This window comes from Qipengyuania sp. NPDC077563 (genome assembly GCF_044901345.1).
GTDB classification, from domain to species: domain Bacteria; phylum Pseudomonadota; class Alphaproteobacteria; order Sphingomonadales; family Sphingomonadaceae; genus Qipengyuania; species Qipengyuania aestuarii.
Window position 1 is genome coordinate 711,094 of record NZ_JBJDPC010000002.1, and the last position, 24,462, is coordinate 735,555.

The following is a 24,462-nucleotide window of genomic DNA, read 5'->3' on the forward strand; positions in this document are numbered from 1 at the left end:
AGGAGTATTCCCATGTCCACCATCACTGTCACCGACGAAGGTTTCCAGAAAGACGTTCTGGACAGCGACAAGCCCGTTCTCGTGGATTTCTGGGCCGAATGGTGCGGCCCGTGCAAGATGATCGCGCCCGCGCTGGAAGAACTGAGCGAGGAAATGGCCGACCAGGTCACCATCGCGAAGATGGATATCATGGAAAACACCGGCGTACCGGGCCAGATGGGGGTCCAGTCCATTCCCTATCTCGTGCTGTTCAAGAATGGTGAGCCTGCCGCCCATATGCGCGGTGCAGCGCCCAAGGGCCAGCTCAAGCAGTGGCTTGAAGGCGCGCTTTAATCCTGCAATCCATATCCTCGCGCCGCAAACTTGTCTTGCGGCGCGACCTTGCTAAACGCTTGGAACCATGAAGCGCACGCACCTGCCCCTCAACGCCCTGCGCGTCTATGACGCTGCGGCCCGACACCTCAGTTTCACCCGCGCGGCGGATGAACTAGCGGTGACGCCTGCTGCTGTCGGCCAGCAGATCCGTGCGCTTGAAGACCATCTCGGCACAGTTCTTTTCCGCCGGACGAGCAAGGGCCTTGAGCTAACGCAGGAAGGGGCAGCCGGCCTCGATTCCCTGCGCGAGGGTTTCCTCAAGTTCGAAGAAAGCGTGTCCGCCATGCAGGCGGGTCAGGCGAGCGACAATTACACGATCGCATGCCCGCGTGAATTCTATGCCCAGTGGCTCGCACCCCGGCTGGCGGAATTTTCCAGAGACAATCCCGACGTCAAGTTCTCCTTCGTGGCGGACGAGAACGCCGATTTCACCGAAGCCAATCTCGATTGCGCCATCCGGCTCGTCGATGGGCCGGGTGATCTGCAGGGTACCGAACTGGCCGCGGCCCGCCGCGTGACTGTGGCGGCGCCGGGCGCACCCGATCGCTGGATCGACTGGGGACTGCCGCTGCAGGATGGGGTGCAGGCGCATGTTACCGTCAGCAATGCAGGGCAGGCTCTGTCCGGCGCAATGGCTGGGCTGGGCAAGGCTATCCTGCCCGAACTCCTTGCCAAGGAAGCGATTGAAGCCGGACGGCTCGAAGTGCTTGACGGTCCGGAAACCGGTACGCGCGCTTACTGGCTCGTCGCACCAACCCCGCAGTGGCGAACCAAGAAGGTGCGCTCCCTCGTCACGTTCCTTGCGGGTGAGTGACGTTCCAATCATCAGGACGGAGCGGTTCAAACTTCGCCCCCTGATGCACACGGATACCAAAGCGCTCTACCCTACATTCGCTGATGACGCCCAATGCCGCTATCTCTCCAGGCCTGCCTTCGAAAGCGAAGATGCGCTATGGGGATGGCTCGCAGAACCCGGATGGAACGGGCGCACCTGGATTGCCGAAGACGAACAGGGCGAAGTGACAGGGCGCTTCGTGGCGGTCCCCGGCCACGAAGAGGGTATTGCAGAAATCGGCTATGTGACCTGCGCTGATCGCCAAGGCCAGGGCGTGGCCCGCGAATGCACTGCGGCGCTGGTTCGCCACCTTGTCCAAACGGAAGGAAAGCGAAAGGTCATCGCCGAGGTGGATTTGGAAAACGTACCGTCTATCCGCCTCCTGACCCGCCTTGGCTTCACCCGAGAGGCCCTATTTCGTGAGCACGAGACCACGCACAAGGGGCTTTGCGATCTGGCGGTTTACGGTCTGCTTGCTTCCGATCCCCTGCCTTGAGTTCAAAAACCTTGTCTTGACGGGGCAGGGTCGCTGGCGCATGCGCCCAGATGTCGAAGGTTCTCCGGAGCGGTTTTTCGCTGCGGAGCTAAGACGGGAAGCCGGTGCAAAACCGGCGCTGCCCCCGCAACTGTAAGCGGCGAGCGGCGGTCCATTGATGTCACTGCGGCTCTGGCTTGCGGGAAGACGGACCGACTGCACCGACCCGTGAGCCAGGAGACCTGCCTTTGGCGCGATACTATCCACCGGCGGGGTGTCCGGTACGGATGCTTGCGGTGAACCATGGGCCGGACTTGATGTTCGCAGGACCCGTGCAGCTGCCTGCGCCCGTTCGTCCCCGCCCAGATCTTCGGGGAAGACAATCATGATTGCATATTTCGCTGAACGCCCTCTAGCTCCCGTGTTCGGGGAGGCTGCGTCGTGAGCGATGAAACGATGCCGACCAGCGAGGCCGCCATTCGCGTGACTGCGGTTCCGGCAGACGCCAATGTCTACGGTGACATTTTCGGAGGATGGCTGATGGCCCAGATGGACCTTGCCGCATCCGCCATCGCCTCGCGCCATTCCGGAGAACGAGCGGTAACGATCGCGGTGGATGGAATGACCTTCCATCGGCCGGTCTTCGTGGGCGACGAAGTATCGGTCTATGCCACGCTGAAAGAGGTGGGGCGCAGTTCCATGAAGGTCGCAGTTGCCACCTGGCGACGGGACAGGCATTCCGAAGAAGCCAATCTGGTAACCAAGGCCCGTTTCACTTTCGTCGCCATCGGGCAGGACCGCCGCCCGCGCTCGGTCAAACCGCTCGCGGTAGTTGCATAGGGATCACATGACAGAACCGGTCGCATCACCTTGTATCAAAGTCTGTCGGCTCGACGCCGACGGACAATGGTGCACGGGCTGCGGCCGCAGCCTGTCCGAGATCGCAGGGTGGGCGGATGCCGAAGACGGCGAGCGGCGTGCAATCATAAGCCGCGCGCAGCGTCGGTTGGACACCAACCGGGCGGACGTGGAGCGCTGACATTCTTACGTCGCGCAGATTTATAGTGCTTACGTGTGGGTTAGATGCGACCGGTCGCGTCGCTTTTAACAGCAAGCATTTGCCGCAATTTCAATTACATCGGCTGCACATTAGGAAGCAATAATGTAAAGAAAACATCATCTTGACCAAAAACGCCTTGTAATAATGCTAATCATTCGCAATAGCGCCTCCGGACATCAACGGAGGGCATTTTGCCAGATAACATGAGTAAGAACAGGGCAGGGACAAGCGCCGCCACCACATTGCTGGCGGGCGCATTCGGCGCGGCATTCTTGCCGTCGATTGCAGTTGCGGAGGAAGTTTCGGAAAGTCCGCCGCAGGGTGAAATCGTGGTCACCGGGCAGCGCCCCGACGTGAACGTGAATGCCGAGGAGTCGCCGTACAAGATCGATCGCTCGACTGATCGCAAGTTCACTGACGACGTTCTCGATACGCCGAAATCACAGACCATCATTCCCAAGGAAGTGATCGAGGACATCGGCGCCAACAGCTTCCGCGAAATCGTCCGCAGCACACCTGGCGTTACGCTCGGCACGGGCGAGGGGGGGAATGCCTTCGGCGACCGCATTTTCATCCGCGGCTTCGAAGCCCGCAACGACGTTTATATCGACGGCCTGCGCGATCCCGGCGTGACCAGCCGCGAGATCTTCGCTGTGGAACAGGTTGAGGTCGTCAAGGGTCCAAGCGCCATCTACGGCGGCCGCGGGACCACCGGCGGTCTGGTCAGCCTCCAGTCGAAAAAGCCGCAGTTCGGCAACGATTTTGCCGTCATCGAAGGCGGTGTCGGGACCGAGAACTATTACCGCGGTACAGTGGATGCCAATTACCAGCTTGGCGAGGCAGTCGCCGTGCGTGTGAACGGCCTCTATCACGACGCCGATACGCCGGGCCGCGACTATGTGGAAAGCGAGCGTTACGGCGGAACGGCTGCCATCACGCTGCGCCCGACCGATACGCTCGCTATTTCGGCGGACTATTATCATTACCGCCTCGACGGCGTTCCCGATTACGGTCATCCCTTCGACGCCACCACGCAGGAACCCTATCTCGTTGACCGGGACAATTTCTACGGCGTGGTGGGCCGCGACTTCATCGAAAACGGCGCCGATATCGGCACGGTCCAGTTCGACTGGACGCCGACATCCGGGCTGAGCTTCCACTCGGTGACGCGCTATGGCGAGACCTACAATCGCTACGCGGTGAGCGAACCGTCGCTCTGCATTTTCGAGCGCGATGCGGAGGGCCGGTGCCCGCGCGGTGGCGGAACGCCGGTGCCGGAGAGCGAATATACCGTCAGCCCGGCCATGAAGAGCAGCTGGCGCGACAACAGCTACTGGGCCAACAGCACCTACGCCGTCGCCGAAGCCCAGACCGGCGGCATCACGCACGAAATCGTCCTCGGCGGCGACTTCAGCGAGGAGACGATCCAGTCCTATCGCCTCAACGTTCCCTCGACCGTGGAAGATGCCAATGGCAACATCATCTCCGTCCCCGGCGGGCTGATCTACGATCTGTTCGATCCCGATCCCGTGCTCGGTTTCGATGTGCCCATCGGCCCGGATCTCGAAGCCGGTGTGACCACGACGAAGGCGACCAGCTATGCCGGTTACTTGCTCGACACGATCCGCTTTTCCGACGCCTTTCGGGTCATGCTGGGCGGGCGGATCGATACGTTCGACATCGATTACGCCAGCCCGAACTCCACGCTCAACTATTCGGAGGACTTCTTCAACTGGCAGGCCTCCGCGATCTACAAGCCGGCGGCGAAGGCCACGCTCTATGCCAGCTATGCGACCAGCTCCAACCCCAGCGGCGAGCAGCTCGACGGCAATGGCGCTTCCTACGACGGCATTTCCGATCAGACCATCGACTTCCAGCCCGAAGAGAACACTTCGATGGAAATCGGCGGCAAGCTCGAACTGTTCGGCGGTAATCTGCTGCTGACTTCGGCGCTGTTCCGGATCGAGAAGGACAATGCCCGCGAATCCGGCGGGCGCGGCCAGCCTTACACCAATGTCGGCACGCTGCGCTCGCAGGGCGTGGAGCTGGGCTTCAGCGGCACGGTCGCCGACCGGATCAAGCTGTTCGGCGGCTATACCTATACCGATGCCGAGATCACCGCCTCGGCCGATCCGGACAATGTCGGGCGGCGCTTCGCCAATATCCCCGAGCATACCGCGCAGCTGCTCGCCACGGTGCTGGTCACCAGCCGCTTCGAAGTCGGCGGCCAGGTCTATTACCAGGACGAGATGTTCGGCGGCACCCAGCTGGCCGGCACGGCGCGCGTGCCCGGCTATGCCCGCTTCGACGCCGTGGCGCGGTACCGCGTCAACGACGTGTTCGAGGCCCGCGTCAACGTGCTCAACGTCACCGACGAGCGCTATTACGACGCGATCTACCGCTCGGGTTCGCCCTTCAGCTACATCGCGCCGGGCCGCTCGGCCTTCTTCACACTGACGGCGACGCTGTGATCGGCTAACGGGAGCAGGACATGATACTCCAGATCGACAATGTCCTGAGCCCGGAGGAGGCGGCTGCCCTGCGCGGCCGCCTCCTCGCCGCCGAGTGGGTGGATGGCAACGTCACCAGCGGTGCCACGGCGGCGGGGGCCAAGCGCAACCGCCAGCTGCCCGAGGATGCGGCCGAGACCCGCGCCGCGCAGGCCGCGGTCAGCAATGCGCTCTCGGCCAATCCCACCTTCCTTGCCGCCGCCCTGCCGCACAGCATCTTCCCGCCGCTGTTCAACCGCTATGGCGAGGGCGAGACCTTCGGCCTCCATGTCGACAACGCCATCCGCGTCCACGCGGGCACCGGCGCGCGCATCCGCACCGATCTGTCGGCCACGCTCTTCCTCACCGAGCCGGATGACTATGACGGCGGCGCGCTGGAGATCGAGGGGAACGAGGGGCGCAAGACCTTCAAGCTGCCCGCCGGGTCCATGCTGCTCTATCCCTCCACCACGCTCCACCGGGTGACCGAGGTGACGCGGGGCGAGCGGGTGAGCTGCTTCATGTGGATGCAATCGCTGGTCGCCGACCATGCGCAGCGCGAGATGCTGTTCGATCTCGACCGCACTGCCCAGACCCTCGCCGCCGATCGCGGCAGCCAGGATGCAGAGGTGCTGCGGCTCACCCAGCTCTATCACAATCTCGTGCGGATGTGGGCCTCGTCCTGAGCCCGGCCCCTTTCGCCGCCCCCTTCGACTTGGGCAGCCCCGCCAGCACTTCGGCGCGGATGCGTTCATAGATCGGATGGCCCGGCCTGATTTCGCGCTCGTCCACGCGGAAGGCGCTGCGCCGGTTCAGCAGATAGATCAGCAGCCCATTGCCGCGGCCGCCCCAGCCGCTGACCGGATCATCGTCGAACCCGCCCTTCAGCGCGCGTTCGAGCCCGCAATCCTCCAGTCGCTCCGCGCCGTAACGCAGCGCCAGATCCCACGCCTCCGCAAACCCCTCGGCCCCCGGCTGCGCCCGCAATTTGTAGAGCGCCTCGATACTCTTGCCGATGGAAAGCGCCGCCTGCTTGACGATCCCGGTGGCCGCGAGCGTGGCGACGAAGCGCCGCTGCAGATCGGGCGTGATCGAATTGCGCCGCGGCTGCTTGTGGAGATAGGGCGCGAAGGCGAGCAGCGGATCGTCCGCCTCCGGCTCGTCCCCGATATGGGCGACGGCGGAGGTGGCCTGGCGGGCGATCTTGCGGGTTGGGGTCATGCTCGTTCTCCGTCATGGCAAGGAACCGCGCAGGGGAGGGCGCATCCCTAGGAGGGAGCGGGAGGAGCGAGGGTACCCGCACCGCACATCTTCTCCTTGTCATTGCGAAGAGCCGAAGGCTCCGCAACAATCCAAGGACTGGACCTAGCGCACAGGGCAACCACCGAATGTGCAGAGCTGCCGCTTCATGGAGTGGGTCGCTACCCTCGCAATGACGTGTAGGAAAATGGTTTCTATTCGCCGAATAGATCGAGCCGAGGCCGTTTTAAGGGAATTGTCCTCGTGGAGAAAGATCGTTGAGTGTCGGTCTGAAATAATAGAAGATGTTTTAGCAATAAAATTATTATTAAAAGTATAAATATTTTAGCAAAGACATTTTTAAGTTCAATGTATGTCGGCCTATGGAATGGGCACCCTTGCATACTCTCTACGTGATTTTTTGCGACTTTCGGCTTATCTGCTCTCACATCCTCAATTGCGAATTTTAGGATTGAACGCGTTGGAACATCAAAACAGCGGCTATTCTGCACCTCCCATCTTCGAGGCGGTAATTGAACTTCGCCTCGACCCTCATTTGTCAGACTCTCAGATAAGAAAATTGGCCAAGATGATGGCGCGAGAGTATCCGAATGTGCGTGACGAGACAGAGGTTGAGTTCAAGATTGACTTGATTGGTGAGGAACCGAAGCCCTCAGTGGTTAGTAAATCGCCCTCATTACGCCTTAGTAGTGATAATGAGGTAAATTCAGTCACCGTAAAAAAGGACAGGATATTTTTATCTAGACTAGCGCCTTATTGTGGGTGGGGCGAGTTCTTTGATCGTTTTTCATTTGTTTTAAAATCAATTAGCAAAGAATATAAATCGCGAAACGTGAAGAGGCTTGGTCTTAGATATAGAAATAGAATTGACATACCAATCGATGAGGCAGTTCCGGTGCTTCATTACGAGGACTATTTGTCGGCCCATATCACTTTACCGGAGGTTCTTGATCCGTTGGGGTTTTACACTTGGAGAATAGATAAGCCGTTCGAAGAGCTGGGCCTTCGGGCGATGGTGGCATCTGAGACAGTTCCGCCGGAAATTCCGAAGACTGGGGCTTTCTTGCTGGATATTGACGTTTACTTTTCGCCGAATATATCCTTTGGGAAAGTGGATTTTTCGGAAAGACTCCTGGAGATGAGGAATCTTAAAAATCGGATTTTCGAATCTGTGATCACCGACAAAGCTAGGGCGAATTTTCACTAATGGAAATGCAACCAATATCGGAGTTTACGCAATTAGTGCGGTATCAACCGTCCCTTGAGTGGCTCGATAGAAGTGGCCCGAAGGTGCGGAGCAATGACGATTTGTTTCATGGGGTCGCAGGCCCCGGGATCGTTCCGGCAGCTGTCGAAACAAGGCAGTCTGTCGAGGAAACGCTCTTTGTGGCTAGTGCGGATGCGAAAATTTGGATGTCCAAAGTAGCTATGAAGCTCGATATGGGCGTTCGGGAACGTTTGTTCCGGCAACTGGATATGCTCCACGATGCCGAAGAGTGGATGGATGATGGTAAGCCCATCCGCTTGGAGTCGTTTCAGTCGCTAGTTCGATCTATTTTGGTTCATCGTATCCGAAGTAATCCTGCACTTGCTCTGATGCCGAATGGAAATGTTTTAGCGCTGTGGAACTCTGAATTTGCGCGCCTGAGCGTGGAGTTCCTGCCATGTGACAAAGTTCGCTGGGCCGTGCATTCAAAAAGTGAAGTTAACGAAGAGCGGGCTGCGGGAATGACCTCGTTGATCCGACTTCGTGAGGTTTTGACGCCCTACAGTGGGGGAGCTTGGTTTGATGGTGGCTAGAAAGGCGATACCTGACGAAGATCATGTAAGTCGTTTCGCACCTTATAGCCGTCAATTCAGGGATCCGGAGACTGATGAACTCATTGGCCTGGCGCCTGCTGCTTGCGCAATAAGAGAGGCAGATAAGGGTGGCCTCTCCGTTAATTGGATTGAGTTTTATGGAGCGTTTAATGCGGCTGCCAAAAAAGCAGCCGCTATTGGCTATCGCTCGACTCTAGCAAAGAACAAATTGCCGTCGAAGGGGGCGTTCGGTTATGCAAATGTCGGCAAACTGCGGGAGGTGTGTGCACTCGCTGGCAAGAAGATTCGCGTGGTCCACGCTCCTGTTGATGGGAACGACGCGCATGCTGAAATTCGGCACTTTTCCGACGAAGACTTTGGCCTATTAGATGAGCTTGCGACCAATGCGTTCGTTGATTTGGATGTTGTGGCGGAAATGAAGTTGCCCTGATAGGTCGGTTAACAATGAGCATCGCTATTTAGACGGACCAAACGGTGAGATGGTTGGGGGCATAAGCAACGTACTTACGCGTTTGCGCGATGAGCACAACACACCTTGTAATCCCCCAATTCTCCCCACCTATACTCAGCTACCAGTCGCGATCGACGGTCTTTGGGGCGAGTTGCCTCCACCTCTTTCTTTTTCGCCTTCTAGCCCCCGCGCACAAGCGGTCGCTGATGGGCGCCTGCGCGAAGAAGAAAGGTCCATCTCATGACCCAGTACGGCACGATCCGCAGCTATGATGCTGCCAAGGGCAGCGGCACCATTTCGCCCGAGCAGGGCGGCGATGCGCTGACCTTCGAAAAATCCGCGCTCCAGCAGGAAGCCGCCGAGCCTGCGCAGGGCCAGCGCTTCAGCTATGAATTGCACGAGGCGGATGGCGGCCGGCATTCGGCCGTCAATCTCCACCAGCAGGAACAGGACGCGGGCGATCTCGCCGAAAACGAGAAGCGCAACCAGGCAAGACAGCAGGCAGGATGACCCCCTCCATCACCGGGCGCATTCCAGCGATGCGCCCGGCTTTTTGCCGTGCCGGCCGCGCGCTCCAGTGCGCCGCCGGTCTCATGCTTTTCCTCACCAGCGATTGGATCACCCATGGACCTCAACGAACTTCTCCACGCCCATCAGGTCGCGGTGATGCGCGCCAGCGCTCGCGGCGGATCGCATGCCGATGATGGCAATGATCATTTCGCCAAGGTCGCCGAATATGCCGAGCGCGTGCGCAAGCTGCGCGACTTGCGGCTTGCGGGCGAGGGCGGGGACCCCAGCCTGGGCGAACGTGCGCCGAACGCGCCGCAGACCATCATCTATGGCACTTATGCCGGAGATAAGACGCCGGGGGGCGGCGGTGACGGGGGTGACGATAAAGGCAAGCCCGGTCACGGCAGCGGCCATGGGGGCGAGGATGAAGGCGGGCAGGGCACCACCGTGCGCCCCGTGCCCACGCCCGACGAAGCGCCCGCACCGACGCCAGCCAACGATGCCATGCTGGACGAAACGGCAGTGCAGGGCGGGCCCGTGCCTGACGGCGAATACGATGTCGGCGGCAAGCGCTATACCGATCTCGACCTTGCGGTGTCGGAGCATCTGCGCCAGATGTCGGACCCCGGCGCGCGGGCCACCGACTGATCGGGTAGGTTCGGGCAGGGTACCGGACCATTCCGGCGGCGTTTCGGGTCGGTTCCGCCGGACTCCGGCACTTGACCGGAGCCTGTTCGGACAGTATGTGCGCCCCATCCGGTGCCGGGTTCGTCCCGCGCCGGGCAGATAGAGCTGAACATTGCCGGTCATGTCCCGGGGGCCTGTCGCAGATGCGATGAGGCTCTTTTCTATTGCAGCGAGGTAACTCGTTCGGGGCAGCCGTCAAAGTAACCCGGTGGCCGTGTGGGCCGATGGGTGGAGCGTTTCAGGCTCGTGCGAGAAAGGTCCGCTTGGCGGGCGTTTTTGGTTCGCTGGGTTCCCGCTTGCGCGGGAATGACGAGCGAGGGCACGAACCCGATAGCATCACCGATCACCCCCTAGTCGTCACCTTCACACGGTGAAGAGAAAGAACTCATATGCCGACAATCAACCAGCTGGTCCGCAAGGGCCGCGTTCCGCAGAAGGCCAAGAGCAAGGTCCCTGCAATGGAGCAGAACCCGCAGAAGCGCGGCGTTTGCACCCGCGTCTACACGACGACTCCGAAGAAGCCGAACTCGGCTCTGCGTAAGGTTGCCAAGGTCCGCCTGACCAACCAGCGCGAAGTCATCTCCTACATCCCGGGCGAAGGCCACAACCTGCAGGAGCACAGCGTTGTGCTCATCCGCGGCGGCCGTGTTCGCGACCTTCCCGGCGTTCGCTACCACGTCCTTCGCGGCGTGCTCGATACGCAGGGCGTGAAGGATCGCAAGCAGTCGCGCTCGAAGTACGGCGCCAAGCGTCCGAAGTGATCTGTCCGGGGGACAGGTCATCCTCGAAAAATCGCCATGTGCGATTTTATCGGGGATCCAGTCCTCAAGGCTTTTAGGAATTTACCCGGTCCTCGCTGGCTTCCCGCTTTCGCGGGAATGACGAACAGCTAGACCGCCGGGCAAAAGAAGGAATTCGTGCCATGTCACGTCGTCGTCGTCCCGAGAAGCGGGAAATCCTGCCTGATCCGAAGTTCAACGATCAGGTCCTGTCCAAGTTCATGAACAACCTGATGTATGACGGCAAGAAGGCCGTCGCTGAAGGTATCGTCTACACCGCGCTCGACACTGTCGAAGCCAAGGCCAAGGCGAACCCGGTCGAGCTGTTCCACGCAGCGCTCGACAACATCAAGCCGCAGGTCGAAGTCCGCAGCCGCCGTGTCGGCGGTGCGACCTACCAGGTGCCGGTCGAGGTTCGCCCCGAGCGTGCCCAGGCGCTGGCGATCCGCTGGCTGATCTCGGCTGCGCGCGGCCGTCCGGAAACCACCATGGCAGCACGTCTGTCGGGTGAGCTGATGGATGCCTCGAACAACCGCGGCAACGCCGTCAAGAAGCGCGAAGACACGCACCGCATGGCGGATGCGAACCGCGCGTTCAGCCACTACCGCTGGTAACTGGCGCTGGTAAGGCGAGGCAGGCTTGGGGCCGGGGGATCTCCCTCGGTCTCGAAACTGTCGCATTAATCCCTACATGGGGGTCGAGCTAGCTCACCCCCGACTTACGAGGAATTCCACATGGCCCGCGAATATCCGCTAGAGCGGTACCGCAATATCGGCATCATGGCCCACATCGATGCCGGCAAGACCACCACGACCGAACGCATCCTCTACTACACCGGCAAGTCCTACAAGATCGGCGAAGTCCACGACGGCGCCGCCACCATGGACTGGATGGAGCAGGAGCAGGAACGCGGCATCACCATCACTTCGGCTGCCACCACCACCTTCTGGACCGCGGAAGATCCGACCAAGGATCCGATGGGCGCTCCCGAAGACCTGCGTGAAGGCCAGCCCAAGCACCGCATCAACATCATCGACACTCCCGGCCACGTCGACTTCACCATCGAAGTCGAACGCTCGCTGCGCGTGCTCGACGGTGCCGTAGCCGTCTTCGACGGCGTCGCCGGCGTCGAACCCCAGTCCGAAACCGTATGGCGCCAAGCCGACAAGTACGGCGTACCTCGCATGTGCTTCGTCAATAAGTTGGACCGTACCGGTGCCGACTTCTATTACTGCGTCCAGTCGATCATCGACCGTCTCGGTGCGAACCCGCTGGTGCTTTATCTCCCCATCGGTGCGGAGAGCGATCTTCAGGGTGTTGTCGATCTCGTCAACAACCGTGGCATCGTGTGGCAGAACGAAGATCTCGGCGCAAAATACGAGTTCGTCGAAATTCCGGCCGAACTGGCCGACAAGGCTGCCGAATACCGCGAGAAGCTGATCGAGACCGCCGTCGAACAGGACGACGATGTCATGGAGCAGTACCTCGAAGGTAACGAGCCCGATGCAGCGACGCTCAAGCGTCTGATCCGCAAGGGTACCATGGCGCGTGACTTCGTGCCCGTGCTGTGTGGCTCGGCGTTCAAGAACAAGGGCGTTCAGCCGCTGCTCGACGCAGTTGTCGACTACATGCCGAGCCCGCTCGACGTTCCGGCCATCAAGGGCGTCAAGCCCGACAGCGACGAGGAAGACACCCGTCCTTCTTCCGACGAGGCTCCGTTTTCCGCGCTCGCATTCAAGATCATGAACGATCCCTTCGTGGGCTCGCTCACCTTCACCCGTATCTATTCGGGTCACCTCACCAAGGGCAGCGTCATGAACTCGGTGAAGGACAAGAAGGAAAAGATCGGCCGTATGTTGCTGATGCACTCAAACAACCGTGAGGACATCGATGAAGCATTCGCCGGCGACATCGTCGCTATTGCGGGCCTGAAGGAAACCACGACCGGAGACACGCTGTGTGCTTCGAACGCTCCGATTATTCTCGAGCGGATGGAATTCCCCGAGCCAGTGATCGAGCTGTCGGTCGAACCGAAGACCAAGGCCGACCAGGAAAAGATGGGCGTAGCACTCAACCGCCTGGCTGCCGAAGATCCTAGCTTCCGCGTCACCACCGATCACGAGTCGGGTCAGACGATCATCAAGGGCATGGGCGAGCTTCACCTCGACATTCTGGTCGATCGCATGAAGCGCGAATTCAAGGTCGAAGCCAATGTCGGCGCGCCGCAGGTCGCTTATCGCGAATACCTCGGCAAGCCGGTGGACGTCGATTACACCCACAAGAAGCAGTCGGGTGGTTCGGGTCAGTTCGGCCGCGTGAAGGTCAAGGTTGCTCCGGGCGAGCGTGGCCAGGGCTTCGTGTTCGAAGACGAGATCAAGGGCGGTAACATTCCGAAGGAATATATCCCTGCGATCGAAAAGGGTTTCCGCGAGCAGGCCGAGAGCGGCCATCTCGTCGGCTTCCCGATCATCGACTTTACTGTCACGCTTTACGATGGTGCCTACCATGACGTCGACTCGAGCGCGATCGCGTTCGAAATCGCCGGTCGCGGCGCCATGCGTGAAGTGGCCGAACGTTCGGGCATCAAGCTGCTAGAGCCGATCATGAAGGTAGAGGTCGTGACCCCCGAGGATTACCTCGGCGACGTCATCGGCGATCTCAACTCCCGTCGTGGCCAAATCCAGGGCACCGACACCCGCGGCAATGCACAGGCTGTTGAAGCCAACGTGCCGCTGGCGAACATGTTCGGTTACGTGAACGAGCTACGTTCCTTCACCCAGGGCCGCGCTCAGTACACCATGCAGTTCAGCCACTACGACGAAGTTCCGGCAAACGTGGCTCAGGAAGTCAAGGAGAAGCTTGCGTAAGCGAGGCTTCCAGTCTAGGGGCGGCGCCTGATTCCGCGGGCGCCGTTTCCAACCCGCAGAAATTCACTTTCAGATTAGAGGTTATTGGAAAATGGCGAAGGAAAAATTCGAGCGTAATAAGCCGCACGTAAACGTTGGCACCATCGGGCACGTCGACCACGGCAAGACCACGCTGACCGCAGCAATCACCAAGGTTCAGGGTTCGGCTGTCGATTTCGCAAACATCGACAAGGCTCCTGAAGAACGTGAACGCGGCATCACCATCTCGACCGCGCACGTCGAGTATGAAACCGAGAACCGTCACTATGCGCACGTCGACTGCCCGGGGCACGCCGACTATGTGAAGAACATGATCACCGGTGCAGCCCAGATGGACGGCGCCATCCTGGTTGTGAACGCAGCTGACGGCCCGATGCCGCAGACCCGCGAGCACATCCTGCTGGCTCGTCAGGTTGGCGTTCCGCAGCTTGTTGTTTACCTCAACAAGGTCGACCAGGTCGACGATGAGGAAATCCTCGAGCTCGTCGAACTCGAAGTTCGCGAACTCCTGAGCTCGTACGATTTCGACGGCGACAACATTCCGATCATCAAGGGTTCGGCTCTCGCCGCTCTCGAAGGTCGCGATCCTGAAATCGGCGAAAGCTCGATCAAGGCTCTGATGGACGCAGTCGACGAATATATCCCGACTCCCGACCGTCCGGTCGACAAGGACTTCCTGATGCCGATCGAAGACGTGTTCTCGATCTCGGGTCGTGGTACGGTTGTCACTGGCCGTGTTGAAACCGGCGTTGTCAACGTGGGTGACGAAGTCGAAATCGTCGGCATCAAGGACACGCAGAAGACCACGGTTACCGGCGTCGAAATGTTCCGCAAGCTGCTCGATCGCGGTGAAGCTGGCGACAACATCGGTGCCTTGATCCGCGGCATCGGTCGTGAAGATGTTGAGCGCGGCCAGGTTCTCGCAAAGCCCGGCTCGGTCAACCCGCACACCGAGTTCAGCGCAGAAGTCTACGTCCTCTCGAAGGACGAAGGCGGCCGTCACACGCCGTTCTTCGCGAACTATCGTCCGCAGTTCTACTTCCGCACGACCGACGTGACCGGCGAAGTGGTTCTTCCCGAAGGCACCGAAATGGTGATGCCGGGCGACAACGTGACGATCGACGTCAAGCTGATCGCACCGATCGCCATGGACCAGGGCCTGCGCTTCGCAATCCGCGAAGGTGGCCGTACGGTCGGCTCGGGCGTTGTCGGCTCGATCAAGAAGTAAGCTTCGGTTTCTCGAAGTCAGCTTCTGCTGAAATGACAGAGGCCCGCTTCCCACTGGGAGGCGGGCCTTATTGTTAATAGCGCATAAAAAACCATGGAAATGCACGGTTCGGCGCGTCCGGCGGAGGTGTGTTTCAACAGGCGGAAATCGGGGGTTGTCATTACCGGGTCTGCCCCGTATATGCGCCTCCACAGCGGAGATTCGTCTCCGGTTACTAGAATTCACGGAAGGTCGCCCGCAACCGGGAAACCGGGCTCACAGCGGGGCTGGCCTTTCTTTTTGTTTGCGGGTCACCTAAGGGCTCGCTTGGCTCTTTCGCATCGGTGTAGGTAATGGAAGCACAGAATATCCGCATTCGCCTCAAGGCGTTCGATCATCGCGTTCTCGATCAGGCAACTGGTGAAATCGCAGACACCGCACGTCGTACGGGTGCCCTTATTCGTGGTCCCATTCCCATGCCGACGCGCATTGAGAAGTTCACCGTGAACCGCGGGCCGCACATCGACAAGAAGTCGCGCGAGCAGTTCGAGGTGCGCACCTACAAGCGGCTGCTCGACATCGTGCAGCCCAACGCCCAGACTGTCGACGCGCTTATGAAGCTCGACCTCGCTGCTGGCGTGAATGTCGAAATCAAGCTTGCCTAAGCCAGCTCGATTGGTCCCCCTGCCGGACTGAAAATGGCAGGGAAGTTCAGGGGCGCTCGATAGCCCCGCCGGTTCGCAAGAACAGGCAAGACATCGGGATGCCGCCGGATTTCATCCGGGACTGCGTCCCCCGTCTGCTTCTCTCGGGAAGCAATCAGCCCGGACGGGGGCACGCATCGCACAATCGGGTTGGCACGCACCCTGGGGATGAGCCCTTTGGTGCCTCTGTTGAGGAGTTTGACGATGCGCACAGGCGTACTCGCAAAGAAAGTCGGGATGACCCGCCTCTTCCAGGAGGATGGACGGCACGTTCCCGTGACCGTTCTTTCGCTGGAAGATTGTCAGGTTACCGCACATCGCACGGAAGGCCGTGACGGCTATTACGGCGTTCAGGTCGGTTCCGGCGAAGCGAAGCAAAAGAATGTTAACAAGCCGCAGCGCGAAGCTTTCGCGAAGGCTGAAGTTGCCCTGAAGATGAAGGTTTGCGAATTCCGCGTCGACAGCGAGGAGGCTCTGCTTCCGGTCGGTGCGCGTATTTCCGCTGAGCACTTCGTTGCTGGTCAGAAGGTCGATATCACCGGTCACACGCAGGGTAAGGGCTTTGCTGGCGCAATGAAGCGTTGGGGCTTCGGCGGTCTTCGTGCCACCCACGGTGTCTCGATCTCGCACCGTTCGCACGGTTCGACCGGTAACCGTCAGGATCCGGGCCGCGTGTTCAAGGGCAAGAAGATGGCTGGTCACATGGGTGATCGCCAGCGTACGCAGCAGAACCTCGAAATCGTGCGCACCGACGCCGATCGCGGTCTGCTTTTCGTCAAGGGTTCGGTCCCGGGTGCGAAGAATGGCTGGTTGATGGTTCGTGACGCCGTGAAGGTCGCTATGCCGGAAGATCTGCCGTTCCCGGGCGTGATGTACCGCAACCGCGATGAGTTCAAGACGGAAGATGCCGATGCGGGTCTCGTTGAGAGCGCAGCCGAGCACGAAGTCGGCACCGAGGTGTCTGCTGAGCAGCAGGAAAAGCTGATGCAGCAGCAGGACGCGGGTGCTGATGCCGAAACCACCACCGACGGCGCTGCCGGCGGTGAAAGCAAGGAGTCCTGATCGTGAAGGTCAAGGTCCAGAAAATCGACGGCAAGGCGTCGGGCGATATCGAGCTGAACGATGATGTGTTCGGCGTCGAGCCGCGCGCCGACATCCTTCACCGCGTTGTCACCTGGCAGCTCGAGAACCGTCGCGCCACTGCACGTCCCACGCGTGAACGTTCCGACGTTGCTCGCACGGGCAAGAAGTTCGGCCGCCAGAAGGGTTCGGGCGGCGCACGTCACGGTGACCGTGGTGCCCCGATCTTCATCGGCGGCGGTAAGGCTCATGGTGCGCGCAAGCGTGACTTCGAGCAGTCGCTGAATAAGAAGATCCGTGCCCTCGGTCTCAAGATGGCTCTCTCGAGCAAGGCGAAAGACGGCCTCATCGTCGTCGACAGCCTTGAGCTGAAGGATGCCAAGACCAAGGCGCTCAAGGGTCACTTTGACAAGAATGGCTGGGCGGGCAAGGTCCTGATCATCGACGGCGAAAGCGTGAACGACGGCTTCAAGAAGGCTGCCGGCAACCTGCCGGGCGTGAACGTCCTCCCGGCGATGGGCGCCAATGTCTACGACATCCTGAAGCACGACACGCTCGTCCTTACGAAGGACGCTGTCGAAAAGCTGGAGGGCCGTTTCAATGGCTAAGAAGCAGGAAATCGCAGCACGTCACTACGACGTGATCCTCGCTCCGCACATCACCGAGAAGTCGACCATGGCTTCCGAAAACAATGCGGTCGTATTCAAGGTTGCCGGCGACGCTACGAAGCCGCAGATCAAGGAAGCGGTCGAAGCGATCTATGCTGACCAGAAGGCGAAAGTCCTTTCGGTCAATACGATCAACGTGAAGGGCAAGACCAAGCGCTGGAAGGGAAAGCCCTACAAGCGCAACGACGTGAAGAAAGCGATCGTCACCCTCGCTGAAGGTGCCATGATCGACATCACGGAAGGTGTAGGCTGATGGCACTGAAGAATTACAAACCGACGAGCCCGGCGCGCCGCGGCCTCATTCTCGTCGACAAGTCGGGCCTGTACAAAGGCAAGCCCGTCAAGTCGCTGACTGAAGGCAAGCGCAAGACCGGTGGTCGCAACAACAAAGGTCATGTCACTTCGCGTGGCATCGGCGGCGGTCACAAGCAAAAGTACCGCTTCATCGACTTCAAGCGTCGCAAGTGGGACGTCGAAGGCACCGTGGAGCGGATCGAATACGATCCCAACCGCACAGCCTTCATCGCACTCGTGAAGTACGAGGACGGCGAAATGGCCTACATCATCGCTCCGCAGCGTCTCGCTGTCGGCGATAAGGTGATCGCAGGCGAGAAGACCGACACCAAGCCTGGCAACGCCATGTTGCTCGGTCAGATGCCGGTCGGTACGATCTGCCACAACGTCGAGATGAAGCCCGGCAAGGGCGGCCAGATCGCACGTTCGGCAGGTGCCTATGTTCAGCTGGTCGGTCGTGACCGCGGCATGGTCATCGTGCGCCTCAACAGCGGCGAGCAGCGTTATCTGCGCGCCGACTGCATGGGCACCGTTGGCGCTGTGTCGAACCCCGACAATCAGAACCAGAACCTTGGCAAGGCCGGTCGTCGTCGTTGGATGGGCATCAAGCCGCTTACTCGCGGTGTTGCAAAGAACCCGGTCGACCACCCGCACGGTGGTGGTGAAGGCCGCACCAGCGGTGGCCGTCATCCGGTTACCCCGTGGGGCAAGCCGACCAAGGGTGCCCGTACCCGCAAGAACAAGCAGACGGACAAGATGATTATCCGTTCGCGCCACGCCAAGAAGAAGAGGTAATCCGACATGGCTCGTTCCGTCTGGAAAGGTCCGTTCGTCGAACTCAGCCTTCTGAAGAAGGCCGAAGAGGCGCAGGACGCAAGCAACGCGAAGCCGATCAAGACCTGGTCGCGTCGCAGCACCATCCTGCCCCAGTTCGTCGGTCTCACGTTCAACGTGTACAACGGCCACAAGTTCATCCCGGTCTCCGTCTCGGAAGAGATGGTTGGCCACAAGCTCGGCGAATTCGCGCCCACGCGCACATTCCCCGGTCACGCTGCCGACAAGAAGGGTAAGCGCTGATGAGCAAGCAAAAAGCACCCCGTCGCGTTGCCGACAACGAGGCTCTTGCCGTAGGCACCACCATCCGTGGTTCCGCGCAGAAGCTGAACCTCGTTGCCGAGCTCATCCGCGGCAAGAAGGCCGAAGAGGCCCTCAACATCCTGGCGTTCTCGAAGAAGTCGATGGCCAAGGATGCCACGAAGGTTCTCGCCTCGGCGATTGCCAACGCGGAAAACAACCACAACCTCGATGTCGACTCGCTGGTCGTTGCTGAGGCTTCGGTGGGCAAGTCGATCACGATGAAGCGCTTCCACACCCGTGGTCGCGGTAAGTCGACGCGCATCCTGAAGCCGTTCAGCCGCCTTCGGATCGTCGTCCGCGAGCAGGAAGAGGCGTAAGATGGGCCATAAGAGCAATCCGATCGGTCTGCGCCTGCAGATCAACCGCACCTGGGACAGCCGCTGGTACGCCGAAGGGCGTGACTATGCCAAGCTGCTGGCCGAGGACATCGAGATCCGTAAGTACATCCTCGAGAACGCTGCCCAAGCCGCTATCTCGAAGGTCGTGATCGAGCGTCCGGCGAAGCTTTGCCGCATCTCGATCTATGCTGCTCGTCCCGGTGTCATCATCGGCAAGAAGGGCGCGGACATCGAAAAGCTGCGCACCAAGCTGTCGAAGATGACCGAAAGCGAAGTGAAGCTTAACATCGTCGAAATCCGCAAGCCGGAAGTCGATGCGAAGCTCGTTGCCCAGGGCATCGCCGATCAGCTGATCCGCCGTGTGGCTTTCCGCCGTGCAATGAAGCGCGCGATGCAGTCGGCCATGCGCCTTGGTGCAGAAGGCATCAAGATCATGTGTGGCGGCCGTCTCGGTGGCGCTGAAATCGCCCGCGTGGAACAGTATCGTGAAGGCCGCGTGCCGCTGCACACGCTGCGTGCCAACATCGACTATGCCGAAGCCGAAGCACTGACCGCTTACGGCATCATCGGCATCAAGGTGTGGGTCTTCAAGGGCGAGATCCTCGGCCATGATCCGACCGCGCAGGACCGTCTCATGATGGAATCGCAGACGTCCGGCGTCCGTCCGGCTCGCTGATTGCAGGTATAGGAAAGAACCATGCTGCAACCGAAGAAAACCAAGTACCGCAAGGCGTTCAAGGGTAAGATCCATGGCAACGCCAAGGGCGGCACCACGCTCAACTTTGGCTCTTACGGGCTGAAGGCTCTTGAGCCCGAGCGTATCACCGCACGCCAGATCGAGGCGGCTCGCCGCGCGATCACGCGTCACATCAAGCGCCAGGGTCGTCTCTGGATCCGTGTCTTCCCCGACGTGCCGGTTTCCAAGAAGCCTGCTGAAGTCCGTCAGGGTAAGGGCAAGGGTTCGGTCGAATACTGGGCTGCTCGTGTGAAGCCGGGCCGCATCCTGTTCGAACTCGACGGTGTTGCCGGCCCACTGGCTGCCGAAGCGTTCAGCCGCGCAGCCATGAAGCTGCCGGTCAAGACCAAGGTTGTTGCCCGTCTCGGCGACAGCTCGCACCTCGGAGGCGAATAATGAGCAAGATCGAAGATCTGCGCCAGAAGAGCGACGACCAGCTGGATGAGGAAATGACCAGCCTGAAGCGCGAGGCATTCAACCTGCGCTTCCAGGCTGCGACCAACCAGCTCGAAGCTCCGGCGCGCATCCGCGAAGTCCGTCGCACGATCGCCAAGATCAAGACGCTGCAGGGCGAACGCGCCCGCGCAGCGGCAGCCAAGGCGTAAGGAGTAGACAATGCCCAAGCGAATCCTTATCGGCACCGTCACCTCCGACAAGACCGACAAGACCGTAACCGTGCTTGTCGAGCGCAAAGTGAAGCATCCCCTCTACGGGAAGATCATCCGTCGCTCGAAGAAGTACCACGCTCATGACGAGAAGAACGAGTATGTGCTCGGCGACGTCGTGCGCATCGAAGAGACCAAGCCGATCTCGAAAACCAAGACCTGGATGGTCAAGGACCGAGTGACGGCAGGCGGAACCCAGGCTGTCGAGGCTGACCTCGAAGTCGAAGCCGCAGGCAACTGACGTATTAGGAACTGCCGGGCGCCTGGAGACAGGGCCGTCCCGGCAAGCCAAGAGAAGGAACCGGATCAATGATCCAGATGCAATCCAATCTCGACGTCGCGGACAACAGCGGCGCGAAGCGCGTCCAGTGCATCAAGGTACTGGGCGGCTCCAAGCGCCGCACCGCGTCCGTCGGTGACGTGATCGTGGTTTCCGTGAAGGAAGCCCAGCCACGCACGAAGGTGAAGAAGGGCGATGTCCATCGCGCTGTCATCGTGCGTACGAAGAAGGACGTCCGCCGCCCCGATGGCAGCGTGATCCGCTTCGACAGCAACGCCGCCGTTCTCGTCAACAAGAACGAAGAACCCATCGGCACCCGTATCTTCGGCCCCGTGGTCCGCGAACTTCGTGGCCGTGGCTTCATGAAGATCATCAGCCTTGCTCCGGAGGTGCTGTAATGGCTTCTGCAAAGATCAAGAAGGGTGACACCGTCGTAGTCCTGTCCGGTAAGGACAAGGGCAAGACCGGTACCGTGTCGAAAGTCAGCCCCAAGGACGGCAAGATTGTCGTCGAGGGCGTGAACATCGCCGCGCGTCACCGCAAGCCGACCCAGCAGAACCCGCAGGGTGGCATCGACCGCTTCGAAGCGCCGATGCCCATCAGCAAGGTTGCTGTGGCCGATCCGAAGGATGGCAAGCCCACCCGCGTCCGTTTCGAAGAAAAGGACGGCAAGAAGGTGCGCGTTGCCGTGAAGAGTGGGGAGACCATCGATGGCTGATTACACCCCCCGTATGAAGCAGCGCTACGACGACGAGATCGTCAAGGCGATGACCGAAAAGTTCGGTTACAAGAACCGTCTCGAAGTCCCCAAGCTGGAAAAGATCACGCTCAATATGGGTGTGGGCGAAGCCAGCCAGGACAAGAAGAAGGTCCAGACTGCTGCTGAAGAAATGGCCAAGATTGCGGGTCAGAAGCCCGTCATCACCAAGGCGAAGAAGTCGATCGCACAGTTCAAGCTGCGCGACGGCATGCCGATCGGTTGCAAGGTAAACCTGCGCCGTGACCGTATGTACGAATTCCTCGACCGTCTCGTCACCATTGCAATGCCCCGCATCCGCGACTTCCGTGGCCTCAACGCCAAGTCGTTCGACGGCCGCGGCAACTATGCAATGGGCCTCAAAGAGCAGATCATCTTCCCTGAAATCTCCTACGATCAAATCGAGAAGGTTCGGGGCATGGATATCATCATCACCACCACGGCGAAGACCGACGAAGAAGCTCGCGAGCTCCTGAAGCTGTTCGGTTTCCCGTTCCCGTCTGAAAAGTCGGAAGAGAAGGAGGCGGCGTGAGCCGCTTCCGGATCGCAGGATAAGGAAGGAACTTAAGTCCAATGGCGAAACTGAGTTCGATCAACAAGAACGAGCGTCGCAAGAAGCTCGTCAAGCAGTATGCGGACAAGTTTGCGAAGCTCAAAGCTATCGCTGACGACGAAAGCCTCGATGAAGGTGAGCGACTGATCGCTCGTCTCAAGATGGCTGAACTCCCGCGTAATGCGAATCCCACCCGCGTGCGCAATCGTTGCGCCACCACCGGCCGCCCCCGCGGCTACTATCGCAAGTTCGGTCTCAACCGTATCGAACTGCGCGACCTCGGCAACAAGGGCCTCATTCCAGGCCTGACCAAGTCGAGCTGGTGAGGTAGAGACAGATGGCTATGACCGATCCCCTGGGTGATATGCTCACCCGTATCCGCAACGGCCAGCAGGCGAAGAAGGACAGCGTCCTTTCGCCTGCCAGCAAGCTGCGTGCAAACGTTCTCGAAGTGCTTCAGCGCGAAGGCTACATCCGTGGCTACAGCGATGATGCTTCGGGCAAGCATGCACAGCTGCGGATCGAACTGAAGTATTTCGAAGGCGAACCTGCGATCAAGCATGTTGCCCGTGTCTCCAAGCCTGGCCGCCGCGTCTATGCGGGTTCGAAAGAACTCCCCGTAGTGCGCAACGGCCTCGGCATCACCATCGTCTCGACGCCCAAGGGTGTGCTTTCCGACGCGGAAGCGCGCACTGAAAACGTCGGCGGCGAAGTGCTGGCGGAGGTGTTCTGATGAGCCGCATCGGCAAACGTCCGGTGGCGATCCCAAGCGGGGTCACTGCCAATATCGACGGCGACACGCTCTCGGTTAAGGGTCCCAAGGGTACCCTGACCATGGGCCTGTCCGACCTGGTCGAATACAAGCTCGAGAATGACGAAATCTCCGTCACACCGGCCAACGACACGCGCGCCGCTCGCAACCACTGGGGTATGCAGCGCACGCTCGTTTCGAACCTGGTCGAAGGTGTGACCGATGGTTTCACCAAGGTTCTCGAAATCAACGGTGTCGGTTACCGTGCGCAGGCCCAGGGCAAGAAGCTCAAGCTTCAGCTCGGCTATTCGCACGATGTCGATCTCGACGTTCCCGAAGGTATCGAGGTGAAGACCCCGGACCAGACGACCGTCGAAATCAGCGGCACCGACAAGCAGGCCGTGGGCCAGTTTGCGGCGAACGTCCGCAGGTGGCGCAAGCCCGAGCCTTACAAGGGCAAGGGCATCAAGTACCGCGGCGAGTATATCTTCCGCAAGGAAGGGAAGAAGAAGTAAGATGGCAAAGCTTTCTCTTTTCGAACGTCGCCGTCGCCGCGTCCGCACCGCTCTCAAGAGCCGCGCCGGTGGCAAGCCTCGCCTGTCAGTGCACCGCACCGGCAAGCACATTTACGCGCAGATCATCGACGATGCCGCGGGCAAGACCGTTGCCTCGGCCTCGACGCTGGGTGGCAAGGCTTCGGGCGCCAATGTCGATGCGGCCAAGCAGGTCGGCTCCGATATCGCTGCCGCTGCAAAGAAGGCTGGCGTAACGACCGTCGTGTTCGACCGCGGTGGCTTCCTGTTCCATGGCCGCGTGAAAGCGCTGGCCGACGCCGCTCGTGAAGGCGGGCTGGAGTTCTGATGATGGCTGACGAAAACAAAACCGAAGAAGCCGTGACGGCTGAAACACAGCACGCTGTAACCAAGGAAGAACCGGCGATTGCCGATACTCCGAGTGAAGCAGCTGCAAACCAGGACCCTGCACAGGGTGCCGAAGGTCAGCCGCGTGAGCGTGGTGGCCGTGGTGGTCGCGGTGGCAACCGTGACGGTGGCCGTGGCCGCGGTGGTCGCGACAATCGTCGTAACAACCGCCGCGAAGAAGAAGACGATGGCATCATCGAGAAACTCGTCCACATCAACCGCGTCAGCAAGACGGTGAAGGGCGGTAAGCGCTTCGGTTTCGCTGCACTGGTTGTCGTGGGTGACGGCTCGGGCCGTGTCGGCTTCGGCAAGGGCAAGGCCCGCGAAGTGCCTGAGGCGATCCAGAAGGCAACCGCAGCTGCGCGCAAGAAGATGATCCGTGTGCCGTTGAAGGAAGGTCGTACCCTCCATCACGATGGTAATGGTCGCTTTGGCGCTGGCAAGGTCACCGTTCGTACGGCGCCTGCAGGTACCGGCATCATCGCCGGTGGTCCGATGCGTGCCGTTTTCGAGAGCCTCGGCGTTGCCGACGTGGTGACCAAGTCGGTCGGCACCTCGAACCCCTACAACATGATCCGCGCTACCTTCGACGCGCTGCAGGACCAGACTTCGCCGAAGTCGGTTGCGCAGCGTCGTGGCAAGAAGGTTGCCGACCTGCTCGGCCGCGGTGGCGCTTCCGAAGCCGAGGCTGAAGCCGACGCTGCGGCAGTCGTGGAGTAATTCC

The 24,462-nt window shown here is 60.1% G+C and carries 36 protein-coding genes and 1 riboswitch; of the genes, 35 read left to right on the forward strand and 1 reads right to left on the reverse strand.

Annotated features, from left to right (window positions below):
• Positions 1–12: 12 nt before the first annotated feature.
• The 7 genes from trxA (at position 13) to ACI2I1_RS09465 (ending at position 5,920) form a co-directional block, all read left to right on the forward strand.
• The gene (trxA, locus tag ACI2I1_RS09435) at positions 13–333 is read left to right on the forward strand and encodes a thioredoxin (protein WP_221541779.1); all 321 of its coding nucleotides are present in this window, start codon (positions 13–15) and stop codon (positions 331–333) included.
• A 67-nt stretch (positions 334–400) separates the two neighbouring features.
• Positions 401–1,189 carry a LysR substrate-binding domain-containing protein gene (locus tag ACI2I1_RS09440; RefSeq protein WP_221541778.1) on the forward strand — a complete coding sequence of 263 codons (789 nt, stop codon included), beginning with the start codon at positions 401–403 and terminating at the stop codon, positions 1,187–1,189.
• Positions 1,182–1,706 (forward strand): GNAT family N-acetyltransferase, encoded by a 525-nt coding sequence (locus ACI2I1_RS09445; RefSeq protein ID WP_404678900.1) that lies wholly within the window; start codon positions 1,182–1,184, stop codon positions 1,704–1,706. The genes ACI2I1_RS09440 and ACI2I1_RS09445 overlap by 8 nt, the downstream gene beginning before the upstream one ends.
• A gap of 40 nt (positions 1,707–1,746) precedes the next feature.
• A riboswitch (cobalamin riboswitch) is annotated at positions 1,747–1,950 on the forward strand.
• Positions 1,951–2,141: 191 nt separating this feature from the next.
• Positions 2,142–2,525: an acyl-CoA thioesterase gene (locus ACI2I1_RS09450; protein ID WP_404679163.1), complete on the forward strand. Its 384-nt coding sequence runs from the start codon at positions 2,142–2,144 to the stop codon at positions 2,523–2,525.
• 7 nt (positions 2,526–2,532) lie between these two features.
• Complete coding sequence (locus ACI2I1_RS09455) at positions 2,533–2,724, forward strand: DUF1289 domain-containing protein (RefSeq protein WP_404678901.1); 192 nt, start codon at positions 2,533–2,535, stop codon at positions 2,722–2,724.
• Between the two features lie 224 nt (positions 2,725–2,948).
• Complete coding sequence (locus ACI2I1_RS09460; protein ID WP_404678902.1) at positions 2,949–5,216, forward strand: TonB-dependent receptor; 2,268 nt, start codon at positions 2,949–2,951, stop codon at positions 5,214–5,216.
• A 20-nt stretch (positions 5,217–5,236) separates the two neighbouring features.
• On the forward strand, positions 5,237–5,920 hold the full coding sequence (locus tag ACI2I1_RS09465) for a Fe2+-dependent dioxygenase (protein WP_404678903.1): 684 nt from the start codon (positions 5,237–5,239) through the stop codon (positions 5,918–5,920).
• On the opposite strand, the gene ACI2I1_RS09470 is transcribed toward ACI2I1_RS09465, so the two are convergent.
• Positions 5,874–6,455, reverse strand: a complete 582-nt coding sequence (locus ACI2I1_RS09470; RefSeq protein WP_404678904.1) for a hypothetical protein — start codon at positions 6,453–6,455, stop codon at positions 5,874–5,876. The two genes, ACI2I1_RS09465 and ACI2I1_RS09470, sit on opposite strands and share 47 nt — an antisense overlap.
• A gap of 406 nt (positions 6,456–6,861) precedes the next feature.
• Here ACI2I1_RS09470 and ACI2I1_RS09475 point away from each other — a divergent pair, with 406 nt between their 5' ends.
• The 28 genes from ACI2I1_RS09475 to rpsE all read left to right on the forward strand — a co-directional run bounded on the left by ACI2I1_RS09475 (position 6,862) and on the right by rpsE (position 24,458).
• Entirely contained in the window at positions 6,862–7,701 is an 840-nt protein-coding gene (locus ACI2I1_RS09475; RefSeq protein ID WP_404678905.1) for a TIGR04255 family protein, read from the forward strand.
• Positions 7,701–8,294, forward strand: a complete 594-nt coding sequence (locus ACI2I1_RS09480; protein WP_404678906.1) for a hypothetical protein — start codon at positions 7,701–7,703, stop codon at positions 8,292–8,294. Before ACI2I1_RS09475 ends, ACI2I1_RS09480 begins: the two co-directional genes overlap by 1 nt.
• Positions 8,284–8,745 (forward strand): hypothetical protein, encoded by a 462-nt coding sequence (locus tag ACI2I1_RS09485; RefSeq protein ID WP_404678907.1) that lies wholly within the window; start codon positions 8,284–8,286, stop codon positions 8,743–8,745. Before ACI2I1_RS09480 ends, ACI2I1_RS09485 begins: the two co-directional genes overlap by 11 nt.
• A 261-nt stretch (positions 8,746–9,006) precedes the next feature.
• The gene (locus ACI2I1_RS09490) at positions 9,007–9,276 is read left to right on the forward strand and encodes a cold-shock protein (protein ID WP_404678908.1); all 270 of its coding nucleotides are present in this window, start codon (positions 9,007–9,009) and stop codon (positions 9,274–9,276) included.
• A gap of 114 nt (positions 9,277–9,390) precedes the next feature.
• Positions 9,391–9,924 carry a hypothetical protein gene (locus tag ACI2I1_RS09495; protein WP_404678909.1) on the forward strand — a complete coding sequence of 178 codons (534 nt, stop codon included), beginning with the start codon at positions 9,391–9,393 and terminating at the stop codon, positions 9,922–9,924.
• A 428-nt stretch (positions 9,925–10,352) separates the two neighbouring features.
• The gene (gene rpsL, locus ACI2I1_RS09500) at positions 10,353–10,724 is read left to right on the forward strand and encodes a 30S ribosomal protein S12 (protein ID WP_006831873.1); all 372 of its coding nucleotides are present in this window, start codon (positions 10,353–10,355) and stop codon (positions 10,722–10,724) included.
• Between the two features lie 161 nt (positions 10,725–10,885).
• Positions 10,886–11,356 carry a 30S ribosomal protein S7 gene (gene rpsG, locus ACI2I1_RS09505; protein WP_221541771.1) on the forward strand — a complete coding sequence of 157 codons (471 nt, stop codon included), beginning with the start codon at positions 10,886–10,888 and terminating at the stop codon, positions 11,354–11,356.
• 120 nt (positions 11,357–11,476) lie between these two features.
• Positions 11,477–13,609, forward strand: coding sequence for an elongation factor G (fusA, locus tag ACI2I1_RS09510; protein WP_221541770.1), 2,133 nt, complete (start codon positions 11,477–11,479; stop codon positions 13,607–13,609).
• Between the two features lie 91 nt (positions 13,610–13,700).
• Complete coding sequence (gene tuf / locus ACI2I1_RS09515) at positions 13,701–14,876, forward strand: elongation factor Tu (protein ID WP_224811412.1); 1,176 nt, start codon at positions 13,701–13,703, stop codon at positions 14,874–14,876.
• Between the two features lie 332 nt (positions 14,877–15,208).
• Positions 15,209–15,520: a 30S ribosomal protein S10 gene (gene rpsJ / locus ACI2I1_RS09520; RefSeq protein WP_006831877.1), complete on the forward strand. Its 312-nt coding sequence runs from the start codon at positions 15,209–15,211 to the stop codon at positions 15,518–15,520.
• Between the two features lie 243 nt (positions 15,521–15,763).
• Positions 15,764–16,621, forward strand: coding sequence for a 50S ribosomal protein L3 (gene rplC / locus ACI2I1_RS09525; RefSeq protein ID WP_404678910.1), 858 nt, complete (start codon positions 15,764–15,766; stop codon positions 16,619–16,621).
• 2 nt (positions 16,622–16,623) lie between these two features.
• Positions 16,624–17,247: a 50S ribosomal protein L4 gene (gene rplD, locus ACI2I1_RS09530; RefSeq protein ID WP_221541767.1), complete on the forward strand. Its 624-nt coding sequence runs from the start codon at positions 16,624–16,626 to the stop codon at positions 17,245–17,247.
• A complete protein-coding gene (locus ACI2I1_RS09535; RefSeq protein ID WP_221541766.1) occupies positions 17,240–17,560 on the forward strand; it encodes a 50S ribosomal protein L23 in 321 nt (106 codons plus the stop codon). Before rplD ends, ACI2I1_RS09535 begins: the two co-directional genes overlap by 8 nt.
• Positions 17,560–18,396, forward strand: a complete 837-nt coding sequence (gene rplB / locus ACI2I1_RS09540) for a 50S ribosomal protein L2 (protein WP_221541765.1) — start codon at positions 17,560–17,562, stop codon at positions 18,394–18,396. The genes ACI2I1_RS09535 and rplB overlap by 1 nt, the downstream gene beginning before the upstream one ends.
• Positions 18,397–18,402: 6 nt before the next feature.
• Positions 18,403–18,678: a 30S ribosomal protein S19 gene (rpsS, locus tag ACI2I1_RS09545; protein WP_160607323.1), complete on the forward strand. Its 276-nt coding sequence runs from the start codon at positions 18,403–18,405 to the stop codon at positions 18,676–18,678.
• A complete protein-coding gene (gene rplV / locus ACI2I1_RS09550) occupies positions 18,678–19,055 on the forward strand; it encodes a 50S ribosomal protein L22 (protein ID WP_006831883.1) in 378 nt (125 codons plus the stop codon). Before rpsS ends, rplV begins: the two co-directional genes overlap by 1 nt.
• Position 19,056: 1 nt before the next feature.
• On the forward strand, positions 19,057–19,752 hold the full coding sequence (rpsC, locus tag ACI2I1_RS09555; RefSeq protein WP_221541764.1) for a 30S ribosomal protein S3: 696 nt from the start codon (positions 19,057–19,059) through the stop codon (positions 19,750–19,752).
• 21 nt (positions 19,753–19,773) lie between these two features.
• On the forward strand, positions 19,774–20,208 hold the full coding sequence (rplP, locus tag ACI2I1_RS09560; protein WP_090478793.1) for a 50S ribosomal protein L16: 435 nt from the start codon (positions 19,774–19,776) through the stop codon (positions 20,206–20,208).
• The gene (gene rpmC, locus ACI2I1_RS09565) at positions 20,208–20,417 is read left to right on the forward strand and encodes a 50S ribosomal protein L29 (RefSeq protein WP_224811415.1); all 210 of its coding nucleotides are present in this window, start codon (positions 20,208–20,210) and stop codon (positions 20,415–20,417) included. Before rplP ends, rpmC begins: the two co-directional genes overlap by 1 nt.
• Before the next feature lie 10 nt (positions 20,418–20,427).
• Positions 20,428–20,718: a 30S ribosomal protein S17 gene (rpsQ, locus tag ACI2I1_RS09570; RefSeq protein ID WP_221541762.1), complete on the forward strand. Its 291-nt coding sequence runs from the start codon at positions 20,428–20,430 to the stop codon at positions 20,716–20,718.
• Between the two features lie 68 nt (positions 20,719–20,786).
• Positions 20,787–21,155 carry a 50S ribosomal protein L14 gene (gene rplN, locus ACI2I1_RS09575; RefSeq protein WP_006831888.1) on the forward strand — a complete coding sequence of 123 codons (369 nt, stop codon included), beginning with the start codon at positions 20,787–20,789 and terminating at the stop codon, positions 21,153–21,155.
• Positions 21,155–21,475 carry a 50S ribosomal protein L24 gene (rplX, locus tag ACI2I1_RS09580; RefSeq protein WP_221424868.1) on the forward strand — a complete coding sequence of 107 codons (321 nt, stop codon included), beginning with the start codon at positions 21,155–21,157 and terminating at the stop codon, positions 21,473–21,475. Before rplN ends, rplX begins: the two co-directional genes overlap by 1 nt.
• The gene (rplE, locus tag ACI2I1_RS09585; protein ID WP_221541761.1) at positions 21,468–22,046 is read left to right on the forward strand and encodes a 50S ribosomal protein L5; all 579 of its coding nucleotides are present in this window, start codon (positions 21,468–21,470) and stop codon (positions 22,044–22,046) included. Before rplX ends, rplE begins: the two co-directional genes overlap by 8 nt.
• A gap of 41 nt (positions 22,047–22,087) precedes the next feature.
• Positions 22,088–22,393, forward strand: a complete 306-nt coding sequence (gene rpsN, locus ACI2I1_RS09590; RefSeq protein ID WP_040963574.1) for a 30S ribosomal protein S14 — start codon at positions 22,088–22,090, stop codon at positions 22,391–22,393.
• 11 nt (positions 22,394–22,404) lie between these two features.
• On the forward strand, positions 22,405–22,800 hold the full coding sequence (gene rpsH, locus ACI2I1_RS09595) for a 30S ribosomal protein S8 (RefSeq protein ID WP_221541760.1): 396 nt from the start codon (positions 22,405–22,407) through the stop codon (positions 22,798–22,800).
• On the forward strand, positions 22,800–23,333 hold the full coding sequence (rplF, locus tag ACI2I1_RS09600) for a 50S ribosomal protein L6 (RefSeq protein ID WP_404678911.1): 534 nt from the start codon (positions 22,800–22,802) through the stop codon (positions 23,331–23,333). The genes rpsH and rplF overlap by 1 nt, the downstream gene beginning before the upstream one ends.
• A 1-nt stretch (position 23,334) precedes the next feature.
• Entirely contained in the window at positions 23,335–23,679 is a 345-nt protein-coding gene (gene rplR / locus ACI2I1_RS09605; RefSeq protein ID WP_221541758.1) for a 50S ribosomal protein L18, read from the forward strand.
• Positions 23,679–24,458: a 30S ribosomal protein S5 gene (gene rpsE, locus ACI2I1_RS09610; protein WP_404678912.1), complete on the forward strand. Its 780-nt coding sequence runs from the start codon at positions 23,679–23,681 to the stop codon at positions 24,456–24,458. Before rplR ends, rpsE begins: the two co-directional genes overlap by 1 nt.
• Positions 24,459–24,462 lie beyond the last annotated feature (4 nt).